The sequence below is a fragment of the Noviherbaspirillum sp. genome (assembly GCF_035944575.1).
Classification (GTDB): domain Bacteria; phylum Pseudomonadota; class Gammaproteobacteria; order Burkholderiales; family Burkholderiaceae_D; genus Noviherbaspirillum.
In genome coordinates this window covers 21,646-36,692 of record NZ_DASZBA010000239.1, presented here as the reverse complement: position 1 = coordinate 36,692, position 15,047 = coordinate 21,646, and the positions used below count along the sequence as shown (strand labels likewise).

The window sequence follows — 15,047 nt, the reverse complement described above, 5'->3', positions numbered from 1 at the left end:
GACGGCCTATTTTTGCAATGAGGCGTGCCATCAGACAATGCATTGATATTCTTCGATAAGAGGCAAATTTGCGTCGCTTAACATAGGGTATTTACTCATCCTGTATCTCTTTGACGATGCTTAACGATGCTTATTGTTCGTAGGTCGTTGGACGACCATTTTCGAGTTTCAAGAACCGCTATTCGGAGTATCCGATCGTGCTCATAAACTGCGTTGCCTACAGAGAAGGCAGAAGGCTGGCCGATGTAGCGATGAACAACATCGCCAGTTATATCCATCAGCCGGATTGTTTTGTCTGGATCGCGCTGAAGGATGCGGAGCCTGCCGAGCTGCAGAAGATGCAGGCGGAATTCAACCTGCATGAACTTGCGGTCGAGGATGCCCAACACGGACATCAGCGGCCGAAAATCGAAGAATACGGCGACTCGCTCTTCGTCGTCGTGCATACCGTGGAACTTGCCAACGGTGAGTTGAATGTCGGCGAGCTTGCGATCTTCGTTCAGGAAAGCTACGTGCTTTCCGTCAGAAACCGGAGCAGCCAGGACTTCCTCGGCGTGCGCGAGCGCTGTGAACGGGAACCCCATCTTCTGAAGCAGGGAGCGGCCTTTGTCTGCTATGCATTGATGGACGCAGTGGTGGATCGTTATTTTCCCGTGCTGAACGTCATCGAGGCGGAGCTGGACTTGATCGAAGAACAGATTTTCAGCGAGGGGGCGCAGCGCGCCAACATCGAGCGGCTTTACCAGTTGAAGCGCAAGGCCACGGTGCTCAAGCACGCGGTCACGCCACTGATGGAAGCGTTGTTGAAGTTGTTTGGCGGCAGAGTGCCTCCCATCTGCATCAACACCCAGGAATACTTCCGCGATGTTTATGACCATCTGTATCGGATCAACACCGCGATCGACGCCATACGGGACACCATCAATACGGCGATCCAGGTCAATCTTTCGATGGTGACGATCGAGGAAAGCGAGGTTAACAAGCGGCTCGCCGCATGGGCCGCCATCTTTGCCGTTGCGACAGCCTTTGTCGGTATCTGGGGAATGAATTTCGAACACATGCCCGAGCTGAAATGGAAGTACGGCTATCCGGCAGCGCTGGGATTTGTCGCCGTCATCTGCGGTTACCTGTATTACCGATTCAAGAAGTCGGGCTGGTTGTAGCTGCGCCGACTTGGAGCGCAATTACCTTGGCACCTTCAACACTTCTTCGATCACGATGGATTGCACCTCTGGATGCATCGCCAGTGCAACATGGCCGACGCCGCCCAATTCGATATTGACCGCGCCTGGCAGACGCGATGACATCTGCGGTGCGATGATATTGTCGTGATGCGAAAAGATCGACACGAAAGCACGGTAGGAATCCACATCCTCGCTGGCAGCCAACGCCTGCAGCCACTCACTGCATACGCCTTCCAATCCATCCTCGGTCCAGCGCATCTGTTCGCAGTTCAAGCCAACCCCGAAATTCGCAAGCCCGGTTCCACGATGCGGTGTGCCAAGCGTGATGATCTTCGCAACCCGGCGATCGCCATGATCGCGCAGATAGACGCGTGACGCCAGGCCGCCCATGCTATGGGCAACGATGACAATCTTCTCGCAGCCGGTCTCGCTGCAGATGTTTTCCACCGCTCGATGAATCACCGACGCATAGGCATCGATGCTTCCGATGACCGGCTCCATGTCGATCGCATAGTGGCTTACATTCGCGCGCGTCATTGCCTTGCTCATCGAATGCCAATAGCCGCTATTGCAGCCATATCCATGCACGAGCAACACTGGCAGCGTGGCCGGTCGCCGCGCTATGCGCTTGTCGAACGCGTAGAAAGGCATCGTCCAGGACGAAGAAATCATGCTAGCGCTGAATTCGCCGATGAACAGCTTCAGTGCTTGCAACACATTGAGCCTGTAGGCCGCGGGTGTTTCGCTTCTATACCGCCATGACAGATAAAAATTGTTGGCATTGATGAGCAGTCGCAGTAGCACAACTGCGCCGATGCCCCAGATGACGGCGATCCATGCATTGACGCCAAGGACCTTCGCCACTGCCGCGCTGATGGTCGCAGCAACCAGTAACTGCAAGAGAAGCAGCGTGCGGGTAATCCGTACAATCATTGATATGGGAAAAGGTTGTTGAACTATGTGGCAGCGTAAAGCTTTGGTGCAGGTTTCCCGGTAAGTTCGACGGCAAGTTCGCTTGCCAGTTTGGCGGAAATGCCGTAAATGGAGAGCTGCGGATTGGCCCCGATTGAGGTGGGGAAAAGCGATCCGTCGTGTACCGACAGGTTCCGGACGTCGCGATAACGCCCATTGGACGTTACCACCCCCAACCGCGCGTCGTCCGACATCGTGCATCCTCCCATTACGTGGGCAGAGACCACCCGGGTCAGGAGGGGTTTGTAGGGTAGGGATTCGATGGACTTTTTGGCAGTTGCCCAATTTGAATATGGCGCGGCTTTTTCATGAACGGGGTACACCATCTTCGCGCCGGCGGCGAACTGAATCTCCGCCATCGATAGCAACGCACGCCGTGCGCCGTCCCATAGCGCATTTGTAAACGGATAGTCGAGAACCGGCGAGCCGTCATTGTGGAGCTGCACTTCGCCGCCGATGGACTCCTCATTGAAGCCGTCCCTCAGCAAGGCGATGAGCGCATGAGCATGGCTGAACTGTTTCATCAGCTCTGCATGCTGTGTGCCGTAGCCGGGCATGGTGGATGCAAACAGCAGCGGATGCAGCGGTGGCGCTTCGAGTTTGTAGCCGATCGGTCCATCGATTGGCTGCGAATCCAGGAAATGATCAGAATAGATGGTTTGCGGCGCGCCAGCGAAACCATTTACCTTCTGATCGAATAGTCCCGCCGACAGGACCGTCGGGTGCAGAAATGTACGCTTGCCCAGTTGTGTGCTTGGATCCGGCGCATTGGACCGGAGCAGGAGAGCAGGGGAGTTGATCGCGCCGCCTGCCATGACATAGTGGCGCGCCCGGATATTCACCTTGACTCCTGATGGCGTCATTCCATCCGCGTTGAGCGCGGTGCAGTGCAAGGCCGCCACCGCATCGTTCCTGAAGACGAGTTTCTCAACCCTGGCGCGTGTAAGCAGGGTCGCGCCGTGTGACAGCGCCGACGGAATCGTCGTTACCAGCATCGATTGCTTGGCGTTGGTCGGGCACCCCATGCCGCAGTAACCCAGATTCCAGCAGCCTTTTACGTTACGCATGATTGCCGCAGTGGGTATGCCGAGCCGAGCAGCTCCGCGCTTCAGCAGATCGTTGTTTTCGTTCGGCGGAGTTTGCCATGCGCTAATGTTGAGGCGCTGCTCCATCATGGCGAACCACGGCACAAGCGCTTCGGAAGTGTAGTTCTTCAGGCCGAAATGCTTTTGCCAATGCGCAAGCGTGCTGGCAGGCGTGCGGAAACTGGATGTCCAGTTGACAGTGGTGGAGCCTCCGACGGCGCGCCCCTGAAGAATATTGATCGCCTTGTCCTTGGTCTTGCGTGCCGCAGACTCCTGGTACAGTGCCGGATACGCCTGTGCTTCCCGCATATTGAAATCTTTTGACGACTTCAGCGGGCCTTCTTCGATGATCACTACTCTCAGGCCCGCCAATGCAAGGATTTCGGCGGTCACACCGCCGCCGGCGCCGCTTCCGACGATTGCCACATCCGCCTCGATTGTGCGGTTCTTGGTGAGACCGGATGCATCAATCACCGACCATCCAGAGGCAATACCCGCTGCAATCGGGTCAGGAATCATATTCGAAGACATGAACTCAGCTCAATCCTTTCATCGGGCCAGGATAGCCGATTGCCTGCCATGTTGATTCGTCGCCATACCATGCGCCGGTAATGAGGTCGTGCAAGGCATGATAAGCGCTCTGCATCAATGCAAAACGGTGGTTACGCCAATCCTCCAGAAAAGTTCGAACCTGATCCGGCGAGGCTTGCGACCATTCAACATTGAGTCCGGCCAGCAACCGACGGCTCGGCGCCAGAGTCAGGAGGCCGAACAGATCCTGGATTTCTTTTTGAGTAGGACGAGGAAGACCCGCAATAGCATCTTGCACATGGCGCAAGGCTGTGTTGGTTGCTTCGCTGGTCGGCGCTATCGCGCCCTGGAGAACGACCGGGATGACAGCGGTCAGAACCGCCTTCGCGTCTTCGTTCATCATGAAGGCATTCGGCTGCTCCGCTCCCCTATGCAAGACACGATACATGCCGCCTGCTGCAGCCAGCGTCACTGTGCCGATAAGACCTGCCTTGAGGAAAACACGACGGGAAAGGATGTCTGCCATGTCTATAACATTTTTAATTTTCCCCAGTGTACTCCAAGGATCAGACCGGTATCCAAGGCCAGCTAGAGTTTTCGTTCTAGAATCCGGCATATGGGATGAATGATTGCAAGGCACTATTTTCAGTTCGGCTCTTTTTGTTTGTGCGATACATCATGTCCAAACAGGAAATCATTTTCAGGCTGCGCAAGGCATTGCATACCGCCGCATCGCAGCGTCAGGCCGCCAAGCAAAACGAGCATGTCCTTGCCGCTCGGCTTGCCGTCAAGCGATTCCAGTCTTCAAGAATGGCCAATACCTATCGCGACCTTCTTGCGTCCCCGGAGACACGTGCCGCTGCACTGTTTTTCCTGAACGATTTATACGGGCCGGAGGATCTGACGCAGCGCGATAGCGACGTCGAGCGCATCGTTCCAACGATGGAGAAGGTTCTTCCGGGCAGCGCATTGGAAACCATTACCGAAGCACTTGAACTGGATGCCCTGTCGGAATATTTGGATGCCGAAATGGCGGGCCGGCTTGGTGCGGCGTTTTCAGAGTCGGAGTATATGGATGCCTATCGCTTGACATCGCGCACAGAGCGGCAAAGACAGATCAGGCACGTGAAATCCGTCGGCAGTGCCTTGTGCGAATTGATCAGGCTGCCTTTAATCGGCGGTACGCTGAAAGTAATGAGAACGCCGGCCAAACTGGCCAGACTTTCGGAATTGCAGCTTTTTCTGGAGCGCGGATTCAAGGCATTCAAGGAGATGCGCCGCCCCGACGTATTCGTCGATATTGTGGTTCAACGTGAAAGCGAAATCCTCAGCAGGCTCTATGCCGGTGATCCAAAGCCATTTTGAGTGAGGCGGGCATTTGAGAAGATGCGATGTCATGCGTTCATAGAAACTGCGATGTACAGCACGCAAACCTGCATGCACTGGCTTCCCGGCAAAAATCGCCTTGACCTGCATTTCTTCAGCAGCCTGACAGCCAACACCACCCAATCAATTTTTTTTCGACGCTTCGCTTACCTCAACCAGCCGTGTGCCGGCAATGCGGTCGTGGAGGAACTGACGTTGCGGATCAATGTAAATGGCGAGTGCCCATAACACCAAATTTGCCAGCGGTATGACTACCAGCATCCAGCCCTGCGCGCCAATTGCCCTGGCGAGGGCAAGGCCCGGTACGATCCAAAGCAGCGCAAGGAAATAGCGGGCAATTGCCTGGGCGGTCGTTGGGTCGCCACCGTCCTTGGCGATAAGCCTGATTCGCCATGTTTTCATGGCCAGGGTTTGGCCTCGATGGGTCCAGAACCACACAAAATACAGTCCCAGCACGAGGAATAGCCAGTATTGCAACGCACTACGCAAATAAAGCGCATGCCGTTGGTCCAGCAATGTTGAAAATATCCATCCAGAGATGAATAGGACGCCAAATAGCAACATGGCCTCATACACCATGCTTGCCAATCGGCGTTTCAAAGTCGGGGCAGGGGAAAGGCTCAAGATTGTATTTACTTTGATACAGGTTCGGTCGGTTGCTGGAGCGGGAATTTGCCAGCCGCCTTGGGCGTGACGGATTCTTCCAGCACCGGTTTGGGTGTGGATTTTATCGAAGGTACGGGTTTGGTCGCTGCCTGCGAAGGGCGAGGCAAGGTCGCGACCGGTTTTTTTGCAGCGGCATCAGCGGCCAGCTTTTTTTTCTGTTCCTCTGAAAGCTGTTGATATTCTTGCCACTTTTCAGATTTTTGGTCCGGATTTAGTTTTTTTGCACGAGAGTAACTTTCTCGGGCAATTCTGCGCTCGTCCGGCGTGAGTTTCAGCCACTCGCGCATGCGATCCTGCACCCGCTGCTGTTCATCAGGATTCATCGACGCATACTTGTTGCCGATAGCAAGCCATTTCAGCTTGCGCTCGGGTTCCAGCGAGTTCCATTCGCCCGCCAGTGGCGCCAGCGCCTGCTGCTGCGCCGGCGTCAGCTCATTCCATTGCAGTTTGGACGGCGCCGGCTGTTTGGCGGCTGCCGCCGGGGGGGCGGTCTTCGCGTCAACGCCGTTGGTCGCGAGGGTCGTTCCGGTCGAGCCATGGCTGATGCCTGCGACAGCAAATAATGAGACTAAAATGCACGCCGCCCGCAGAGGGCGGGCGGCAAGGGGGATTGCCCGAAGTGCCACGATCAATCGCCTCGATCCGCCAGAAAAGCGTTGAAACCATTGTCGAGATAAGCAGAAAGAGGAAGCTCATCGGACAACACCGCGGCATCAAGTTCGGCAATTTCACTGATCCGCTTCTGCTGTTCCACCTGGTAGATGCCTGTCAGTCCGGCCACCAGTACGATTACCGGCAAGGCCAATCCCATGCGGCCAAGCCATAAATGCGGTTCGCGGAAGAAGCCGCCGAACTGGCGGCCCGCAAAACGTGGTTGTACAAGCAAGCTCCTGAACACCGATTCTTTTCTTTTTCGCGACAGGGCGATCTTGCGGGCGGCAGCCAGCTTTTTTGTGGTGGATTCGGGAAGATTGTCGAGATTTTCATTCAGTGCATGGCGCACTGTATAGGCAAAGCTTAATTCGTCGGTGTTCATAAACTTATTCCCTTGGCTCTCAGCGCTTGGGCTAAGGTGTGTGTGGCGCGAGAGCAGTGGGTTTTCACGCTGCCCTCCGAACATCCCATTGCAGCGGCCGTTTCTGCCACGTCCATATCCTGCCAATAACGCATCAAAAATGCTTCTCGTTGACGTGTCGGAAGCTTTTTTACCTCGGCTTCTATGACAGCGAGGACCTGGTCGCGTTCGACCTTGTCTGCACTCGATTCCGCGGCCTGGGTGCCGACTTCCGCTTCATAGGTTTCCAGCAGGTCGAAATTATCCTGATCTCCGCTTTCGGACGACATGCCGGAGAAAAGGCTGATCCAAGTCGTGCGGACCTTCTCGCGGCGAAAGTAATCATGAATCGTGTTCTGCAGTATTCGCTGGAAAAGAAGCGGCAGTTCCGCGATCGGCTTGTCGCCATATTTTTCGGCAAGCTTGATCATCGCGTCCTGTACGATATCCAGTGCGGATTCCTCCTTCCGGACGGCATAGATTGCCTGCTTGAACGCGCGGCGTTCGACGCTCTCAAGAAAATCGGACAATTCTTTATCGGTTGCCATGCAGTGCGGCGGATTTTCCCAGGCTACCTGAAGGTGGTTTGGATGGGGAGCGAAAGGTTGGGGCTGATGTTTTGCAAACTGTGCGCATGCTAGCAAAAAAGCGCCGGTTTGTGCGGATTTTCTTCCGAAAATCCTTGATTTCAAACGATTTTGGACTGATTTAGCTTGACCAAAATGGTGCGACGCATTAACGTATCAGTCCCTTCGCAAACCCCGAAGATTTGTCTCTTTGCGCGCGGCACATGATGCCGCATTCGAACAGACGCGCTTTCACATTTTAAAAGCTGTTTGCTCTAACCCACGCCACAAGCGTGAGAAATCCGTATCGGTAGTCCAGATACCTTGGCTGAACGAGTCGCGTTTAGCGTCATTTTGAACCGCAACTACGATTGCGCGACGAACTGGCGTGACCGCACAAAAAAGGAATGCCTTGGCGCTGTCGATCCGAACGGTTTCGCAAGGAGAGAGCATCCGATCAATCTCCAATGGACCTTGAAAGGACACCAGGCATGACTACAGAACTTACCGGCGCCGAAATCGTTGTGCGCTGTCTCGCCGAGGAAGGCGTCGAACACGTGTTCGGCTATCCTGGCGGTGCGGTGCTCTACATCTACGACGCAATCTTCAATCAGGAAAAATTCCAGCACATCCTCGTTCGCCATGAGCAGGCTGCCATCCACGCCGCGGACGCGTATTCCCGCAGCTCTCAAAGAGTTGGCGTGGCGCTCGTCACATCCGGCCCAGGCGTGACCAATGCCGTCACAGGCCTTGCAACTGCCTACATGGATTCCATCCCGATGGTGGTGATCTCCGGCCAGGTGCCTTCGCACGCGATCGGTCAGGACGCATTCCAGGAATGCGATACGGTTGGCATCACGCGTCCCTGCGTCAAGCACAACTTCCTCGTCAAGGACGTCAAGGAACTTGCTTCGACCATGAAAAAGGCGTTTTACATTGCCACGACAGGACGCCCGGGCCCGGTGCTGGTCGATATACCCAAAGACATCACGATGCATAAGTGCGCATTCGAGTATCCGAAGGAACTCGAAATGCGCTCATACAAGCCGGTCGATAAAGGACACTCCGGGCAGATTCGCAAAGCGGTGCAATTGCTGCTGTCGGCCGAGCGGCCAATGATCTACACAGGCGGCGGTGTGATTCTGGCCAACGCATCGCCTGAACTGAACAGGTTGGTCGACAAGCTGGGATTCCCCTGCACAAATACTTTGATGGGATTGGGCGGGTATAAGGCCTCCAGCGACAAGTTCGTCGGCATGCCCGGCATGCATGGCACCTATGAAGCCAACATGGCGATGCAGCACTCCGATGTGCTGATTGCGATCGGCGCCCGCTTCGATGACAGGGTGATCGGTAATCCGAAACACTTCGCCACCCATCCGCGCAAGATCATCCATATCGATATCGACCCGTCGTCGATTTCGAAGCGGGTGAAGGTCGACATTCCGATTGTGGGCAACGTGAAAGATGTGCTGCAGGAATTGCTGGCCCAACTCGATGCCGCCGATGGCGCCTCCGCTACGCCAAATTCAGCCGCTCTTGCAGCATGGTGGCGACAGATCAACGAGTGGCGCGGTCGTGAGTGCCTGAAGTACCCCACATCGAATGAAGTGATCAAGCCTCAGGCTGTCGTTGAAAAGGTGTGGGAAGTCACCAAGGGTGACGCCTTCATTACCTCCGACGTCGGTCAGCACCAGATGTGGGCAGCCCAGTATTACGGCTTCGACAAGCCGCGCCGCTGGATCAATTCCGGCGGGCTTGGCACCATGGGCGTCGGCCTGCCTTATGCAATGGGCGTTCAGATGGCCAATCCCGGCGCCACCGTTGCCTGCATTACCGGCGAAGCGTCGATCCAGATGTGCATCCAGGAACTTGCAACCTGCAAGCAATACCATTTGACGCCCAAGATCATCCTCCTGAACAATCGCTTCCTCGGGATGGTGCGTCAGTGGCAGCAGATCGACTATGGTTCACGCTATTCCGAGTCTTACATGGACTCGCTGCCGGATTTCACCAAACTGGTCGAGTCGTTTGGCCATGTCGGTATGAAGATTGAAAATCCGAACGATATCGACGGTGCGCTCAAAGAAGCTTTCGCCATGAAAGACCGGCTGGTGTTCATGAATTTCATCACGGATCAAACTGAGAACGTCTGGCCTATGGTGAAAGCAGGAAAAGGCTTGACTGAAATGCTGCTCGGTTCGGAGGATCTGTAATATGCGCCATATCATTTCTGTATTGCTGGAGAACGAAGCTGGCGCATTGTCGAGAGTCGTTGGACTGTTTTCAGCACGTGGCTACAACATTGAAACGCTGACTGTGGCGCCAACCGAAGATGCGACCTTATCTCGGATGACGATCGTCACCAGCGGTTCGGATGACGTAATCGAACAGATCACAAAACATTTGAACCGCCTGATTGAAGTTGTAAAGGTCGTCGATCTGACCGAAGGCTCGCACATTGAGCGCGAGCTCATGCTGATCAAGGTGCGGGCGGTCGGCAAGGAACGGGAAGAGATGAAGCGGACTGCCGATATCTTCCGCGGTCGCATCATCGACGTTACCGAGAAAACTTACACGATCGAATTGACCGGCAATAAAGGCAAGCTTGATGCATTCATCGAATCGATCGATCGTACAGCCATTCTGGAAACGGTCAGGACCGGAGGATCCGGTATCGGGCGCGGCGAGCGTATTCTCAAAGTTTAATTCAGTTGAAACAACATAACCAAGTTAGGAAGAGCAATGAAAGTTTTCTACGATAAAGACTGCGACCTGTCGCTGATCAAGGGCAAGAATGTCACCATCATCGGCTATGGTTCGCAGGGCCATGCGCACGCACAGAACCTGAATGACTCAGGCTGCAAAGTAACCGTGGCGTTGCGCCGGGGCGGCGCATCGTGGGAGAAAGCGAAGAATGCCGGCCTCAACGTTGCGGAAGTCAATGAAGCAGTCAAGGCGGCCGATGTCATCATGATTCTTCTGCCTGACGAAAATATCGCACAGGTGTACAACGAGAACGTCGCGCCGAATGCAAAGCAGGGCGCGGTACTGGCGTTTGCCCATGGTTTCAATGTTCACTACGGACAGGTTGTGCCTCGGGCCGATCTGGATGTAATCATGATTGCACCGAAAGCACCGGGGCATACCGTGCGCGGTACATATACACAGGGTGGCGGCGTTCCCCATCTGGTCGCGGTGTATCAGGATAAATCCGGTAACGCGCGGGACATCGCGTTGTCGTACGCAATGGCCAACGGCGGTGGCCGTGCGGGCATTATCGAAACCAATTTCCGTGAAGAGACCGAAACCGATTTGTTTGGTGAGCAGGCAGTTCTGTGCGGCGGCACTGTCGAGTTGATCAAGGCTGGTTTCGAGACACTGGTCGAAGCGGGTTATGCGCCGGAAATGGCTTACTTCGAGTGCCTGCACGAGTTGAAACTGATCGTCGACCTGATCTATGAGGGCGGCATCGGCAACATGAATTACTCGATTTCCAACAACGCGGAATACGGTGAGTACGTGACCGGCCCGCGCATCGTTACGGAAGATACGAAGAACGCAATGCGCCAATGTCTGAAAGACATTCAGACGGGCGAATACGCGAAAAGCTTCATCCTTGAAAACAAGGCTGGTGCTCCGACACTGATTTCCCGTCGCCGTTTGACATCCGAGCATCAAATCGAGCAAGTGGGCGAAAAACTGCGTGCGATGATGCCTTGGATTAAGAAAAACAAATTGGTTGATCAGTCGAAGAACTAAGCATCGACGATTGCGAAATATCATTACTTGTATTGGGTAAAATATGCGGGGCGCACAATGGGTGCGCCCCGTTTTTGTTTGGAGGAGAGTATGTTGCGCAGTACTGATCGATGGCTCGTATTGATAATGTCGTCTCTAATCTTTGGGACCGCACATGCGCAATCGCCAGCCCAGACAACCGGTACGGTTGTGATTGTTCCGGCCTCCGGCGAGGTCAAACATCCAAATGATGAAGCCCGCGCAACGTTTATGGTCGAAGAGCAGGATAAGGACAAGGCGACGGCCGCATCACGTGCTAATCAAAAGATGAAACAGGGGCTCGAGATCCTCCGGCGGGAAGATCCGCAGGCTCTACTGCAGACACGAGGGTATTACACCTATCCGGTCTATCCGGAAGATCAGTTACGCCAACCTGGTAAGCCGCGGCAGCCGAGTGCTTGGCGTGTCGGTCAGTATCTTGAAATGACTACGACGAATCTTTCCGCGTTGTCCAATACCGTTGCGGCCGCCCAGCGAGTGCTGGCGCTGAATGGTCTGCATTTCGGGCTGACTGAAGCAACCACAAAGACACTGGATGAAAAGCGAATCGCGACCGCCTACGGTAACCTGACCGACCGTATCGCCGCCATTGCCAAAACAATGGGCCGCAATCCCTCAGATGCGGTCATTGAAACAGTGGATTTCGAAGCATCAGGAGCGTATGCGCCTCAGGAAGCCCATGCGCAAAAGACCATGCGTGCCGCTGTCGCAGATACGATGCAGGTTGAAGAGCCAAGTTTCGAGCCCGGCGAAACGACGGCCACCATGCGGGTGGTTGGTAAAGTGAAATTTAAATAGCGATAACCAGACACCGCAAGCTCTGATGTAATTTTGCTCGACATATTGTTGCAAGCGATAGTTGGCAGCAATATTGAGCCCTTGGCAAACCGGTGATGCAGTTTTCCTACTGGCGCTCACCATTTACAAATAGCATGAAAAAATACGATGTCGGCGCAGGTAAGTAACTCTGGCCTACATTTAATATCAACTGTTTTGCTTCAGAACGGATTCAGCATGCCCAGTTTTAACAGGCGCAAGGTCAAAAGCGGTAGGGGATTCGTACCCAAGTTCACCCGGTTAAGCAGACATCATCCACCGCATTTGGGAGGCGAAGCGGACATTCAGGGAGTGGGGATGCCGCTGCGCAGGCGCGGGATCTATCTTCTGCCGAATGCCTTTACAACCGCAAACCTGTTCTGCGGATTCTATGCGATTGTCATGGCGATGAATCTGAAGTTTGATTTTGCCGCCATCGCGATTTTCGCAGCCATGCTGCTCGATAGCGTGGACGGGCGGGTAGCACGCCTTACTAACACCCAAAGTGAATTCGGCGCACAGTACGACAGTCTTGCGGACCTGCTTTCCTTCGGCGCCGCGCCCGCGCTGGTCGTATATGAATGGTCCTTGCGTGGTTTGGGAAAATGGGGTTGGCTTGCCGCCTTCGTCTATTGTGCGGGTGCAGCCTTGCGGCTGGCGCGGTTCAACACCAACATTGCAGTCGTTGATAAGCGGTATTTTCAGGGACTGCCCAGTCCGGCATCAGCGGCACTGGTCGCCGGCTTTGTATGGTTAATGGATGACCTCGGCTTTGCCGGCCCGGATCTGAGCTGGTTTGCATGGAGCATCACACTTTATGCCGGCCTTACGATGGTGACCAATGTGCCGTTCTACAGCTTCAAGGAAATCAATTTCCGCAAGTCGGTACCATTTATTTCCATATTTGCCGTTGTGCTGATTTTCGTCCTGATATCCAGCGACCCTCCCAAAGTGCTGTTCGGCTTGTTTGTCCTATATGGATTATCCGGTTACGCGGTTTATTTTTGGCGGCTATGGAAAGGCAAGCCCGTCAGTATTGTGCAAACGGAACCCGAACCGGTTGATGAGAGAGACTGACACGCATATGCGTGAGTCGGCAAAGTGCCGTTCAAAGGAGACAGGATCTCCCGCAATCGGGCTGTAAAAACCGGGAAATTCATGAGCGCAGACGTGTTTGTAATCAAAACGTTGCGCTTTCTCGAATTTCCCCTTATAGTTTTCCACATGTTCCGCGAAATTCACATCTCCGCATTCGCTTTCTCCAGCGGCAGCCTATTTCTAGGTCTGCTGCTAGTGCGTTAACACGCGCTAAATCCCCTATCCCACAATTCGTGCAGTTTCTCGCTCATGCCAATATGGCAAGGGCAGGCGAAGATCCGTTCAACCGACCCAAAATCACTTTCTTAGGAGCAAAGCATGGCCGACAAACTCATTATTTTCGACACCACCTTAAGGGATGGTGAGCAGTCTCCCGGCGCGTCGATGACAAAAGAAGAGAAAATTCGTATCGCCAAGCAACTGGAGCGACTGAAGGTCGATGTGATTGAGGCTGGTTTTGCGGCGGCGTCGCCGGGAGATTTTGAATCCATTCGCGCCATTGCCGGAATCATCAAGGATTCCACCGTTTGCTCCCTTTCGCGCGCCAACGATCGCGATATTTCACGTGCTGCCGAAGCACTTGCAAGCGCAGCGAGAAAACGTATTCATACCTTTATAGCCACGTCTCCGCTTCATATGGAAAAGAAGCTGCGCATGACGCCGGATCAGGTGTTCGAACAGGCCAAGCAGGCGGTACGCTTCGCCCGTCAATTCACCGATGATGTGGAATTCAGTCCGGAGGACGGCAGCCGTTCTGACGTCGATTTCCTTTGCCGGGTTATCGAAGCGGTGATTGCGGAAGGTGCGACGACCATCAATTTTGCCGATACAGTCGGGTACGGCGTGCCGGAGTTGTACGGGAACATGATCAAGACCCTTCGGGAGCGTATTCCGAACTCCGATAAAGCCATTTGGTCGGTGCATTGCCACAACGATCTCGGCATGGCAGTGGCGAATTCACTCGCTGGGGTAGTGATCGGCGGCGCGCGCCAGGTGGAATGCACAATCAACGGCTTGGGCGAGCGCGCCGGCAACACTGCACTCGAAGAAGTGGTCATGGCTGTGAAAACCCGCAAGGATCACTTTAACTTGGATCTTTCAATCGACCTCTCGCAAATCGTGCCTGCGTCGAAGCTGGTATCGCAAATCACCGGATTCGCCGTGCAGCCCAATAAGGCGGTAGTAGGCGCAAATGCTTTCGCCCACGCGTCCGGCATTCATCAGGATGGCGTCTTGAAGGCGCGGGATACCTACGAAATCATGCGGGCTGAGGATGTCGGCTGGACAGCAAATAAAATCGTGCTGGGCAAATTGTCAGGGCGCAATGCTTTCAAGCAGCGGTTGGAGGAATTGGGAATTGAACTCGATTCGGAAACCGAAGTAAATGCCGCATTCTCCCGTTTTAAGGAGTTGGCCGACCGCAAGTCCGAGATATTTGACGAGGACATTATTGCCGTTGTCGCCGACGAACAGCATTCGCATGACAACGAGTACTATCGATTTGTATCGCTTTCCCAGCGATCCGAAACCGGTGAAAAGCCTTCTGCGAAAGTCGTTTTTACCATGGATGGCAAAGAGCAGACATGCGAAGGAGAGGGAAATGGTCCGGTTGATGCAACGGTAAATGCCATCGAGTCCAAAGCAGCAAGCGGTTCCGAACTGCTTCTTTTCTCGGTGAATGCAATTACCACCGGGACTCAATCGCAGGGTGAAGTAACCATGCGCTTGTCGAAGGCGGGACGGATTGTAAATGGAGTTGGCGCTGATCCTGATATCGTTGTTGCGTCGGCCAAGGCTTATATTTCTGCATTAAACAAGCTTCATTCCAAGGCCGAACGATTGAATCCCCAGCTTTGAGGGTGTTCTTATATAAAGAAAGAGCGTCCTT

15 protein-coding genes are annotated in these 15,047 nt (G+C 54.3%); 8 read left to right on the top strand and 7 right to left on the bottom strand.

The genetic code is table 11. From position 1 onward, the window contains the following. Window positions 1-197 precede the first annotated feature (197 nt). Window positions 198-1,163, top strand: a complete 966-nt coding sequence (corA, locus tag VGU61_RS19285; RefSeq protein WP_326860897.1) for a magnesium/cobalt transporter CorA — start codon at window positions 198-200, stop codon at window positions 1,161-1,163. 21 nt (window positions 1,164-1,184) lie between these two features. On the opposite strand, the gene VGU61_RS19280 is transcribed toward corA, so the two are convergent. Genes VGU61_RS19280 through VGU61_RS19270 form a run of 3 tightly spaced genes read right to left on the bottom strand, consistent with a single transcriptional unit; the run spans window position 1,185 to window position 4,298 of the window. Beyond that, window positions 1,185-2,117, bottom strand: coding sequence for an esterase/lipase family protein (locus VGU61_RS19280; protein WP_326860896.1), 933 nt, complete (start codon window positions 2,115-2,117; stop codon window positions 1,185-1,187). A gap of 23 nt (window positions 2,118-2,140) precedes the next feature. Continuing rightward, window positions 2,141-3,772, bottom strand: coding sequence for a GMC family oxidoreductase (locus VGU61_RS19275; protein ID WP_326860895.1), 1,632 nt, complete (start codon window positions 3,770-3,772; stop codon window positions 2,141-2,143). Between the two features lie 4 nt (window positions 3,773-3,776). Next, window positions 3,777-4,298, bottom strand: coding sequence for a hypothetical protein (locus tag VGU61_RS19270; protein WP_326860894.1), 522 nt, complete (start codon window positions 4,296-4,298; stop codon window positions 3,777-3,779). 152 nt (window positions 4,299-4,450) lie between these two features. Here VGU61_RS19270 and VGU61_RS19265 point away from each other — a divergent pair, with 152 nt between their 5' ends. Beyond that, window positions 4,451-5,137, top strand: a complete 687-nt coding sequence (locus tag VGU61_RS19265) for an FFLEELY motif protein (protein ID WP_326860893.1) — start codon at window positions 4,451-4,453, stop codon at window positions 5,135-5,137. A gap of 144 nt (window positions 5,138-5,281) precedes the next feature. Here VGU61_RS19265 and VGU61_RS19260 read toward each other — a convergent pair whose 3' ends face one another. The 4 genes from VGU61_RS19260 to VGU61_RS19245 are packed head-to-tail and all read right to left on the bottom strand — an operon-like array spanning window position 5,282 to window position 7,426. Continuing rightward, window positions 5,282-5,737 carry an RDD family protein gene (locus VGU61_RS19260; RefSeq protein ID WP_414691666.1) on the bottom strand — a complete coding sequence of 152 codons (456 nt, stop codon included), beginning with the start codon at window positions 5,735-5,737 and terminating at the stop codon, window positions 5,282-5,284. 53 nt (window positions 5,738-5,790) lie between these two features. Next, window positions 5,791-6,450: a DUF3106 domain-containing protein gene (locus VGU61_RS19255; RefSeq protein WP_326860891.1), complete on the bottom strand. Its 660-nt coding sequence runs from the start codon at window positions 6,448-6,450 to the stop codon at window positions 5,791-5,793. Between the two features lie 2 nt (window positions 6,451-6,452). After that, window positions 6,453-6,860 (bottom strand): DUF3619 family protein, encoded by a 408-nt coding sequence (locus VGU61_RS19250; RefSeq protein WP_326860890.1) that lies wholly within the window; start codon window positions 6,858-6,860, stop codon window positions 6,453-6,455. Next, window positions 6,857-7,426, bottom strand: a complete 570-nt coding sequence (locus VGU61_RS19245; protein ID WP_326860888.1) for an RNA polymerase sigma factor — start codon at window positions 7,424-7,426, stop codon at window positions 6,857-6,859. Before VGU61_RS19245 ends, VGU61_RS19250 begins: the two co-directional genes overlap by 4 nt. A gap of 509 nt (window positions 7,427-7,935) precedes the next feature. Here VGU61_RS19245 and VGU61_RS19240 point away from each other — a divergent pair. The 6 genes from VGU61_RS19240 to VGU61_RS19215 all read left to right on the top strand — a co-directional run bounded on the left by VGU61_RS19240 (window position 7,936) and on the right by VGU61_RS19215 (window position 15,016). Continuing rightward, on the top strand, window positions 7,936-9,660 hold the full coding sequence (locus tag VGU61_RS19240) for an acetolactate synthase 3 catalytic subunit (protein WP_326860887.1): 1,725 nt from the start codon (window positions 7,936-7,938) through the stop codon (window positions 9,658-9,660). A 1-nt stretch (window position 9,661) separates the two neighbouring features. Continuing rightward, window positions 9,662-10,153: an acetolactate synthase small subunit gene (gene ilvN / locus VGU61_RS19235; protein WP_326860885.1), complete on the top strand. Its 492-nt coding sequence runs from the start codon at window positions 9,662-9,664 to the stop codon at window positions 10,151-10,153. A gap of 36 nt (window positions 10,154-10,189) precedes the next feature. Next, window positions 10,190-11,206 (top strand): ketol-acid reductoisomerase, encoded by a 1,017-nt coding sequence (gene ilvC / locus VGU61_RS19230; RefSeq protein WP_326860884.1) that lies wholly within the window; start codon window positions 10,190-10,192, stop codon window positions 11,204-11,206. 90 nt (window positions 11,207-11,296) lie between these two features. Then, window positions 11,297-12,043, top strand: coding sequence for an SIMPL domain-containing protein (locus VGU61_RS19225; RefSeq protein ID WP_326860883.1), 747 nt, complete (start codon window positions 11,297-11,299; stop codon window positions 12,041-12,043). Window positions 12,044-12,190: 147 nt separating this feature from the next. Beyond that, a complete protein-coding gene (gene pssA, locus VGU61_RS19220; RefSeq protein ID WP_414691665.1) occupies window positions 12,191-13,138 on the top strand; it encodes a CDP-diacylglycerol--serine O-phosphatidyltransferase in 948 nt (315 codons plus the stop codon). 339 nt (window positions 13,139-13,477) lie between these two features. Next, window positions 13,478-15,016, top strand: coding sequence for a 2-isopropylmalate synthase (locus tag VGU61_RS19215; protein WP_326860881.1), 1,539 nt, complete (start codon window positions 13,478-13,480; stop codon window positions 15,014-15,016). The last annotated feature ends 31 nt before the right edge of the window (window positions 15,017-15,047 follow it).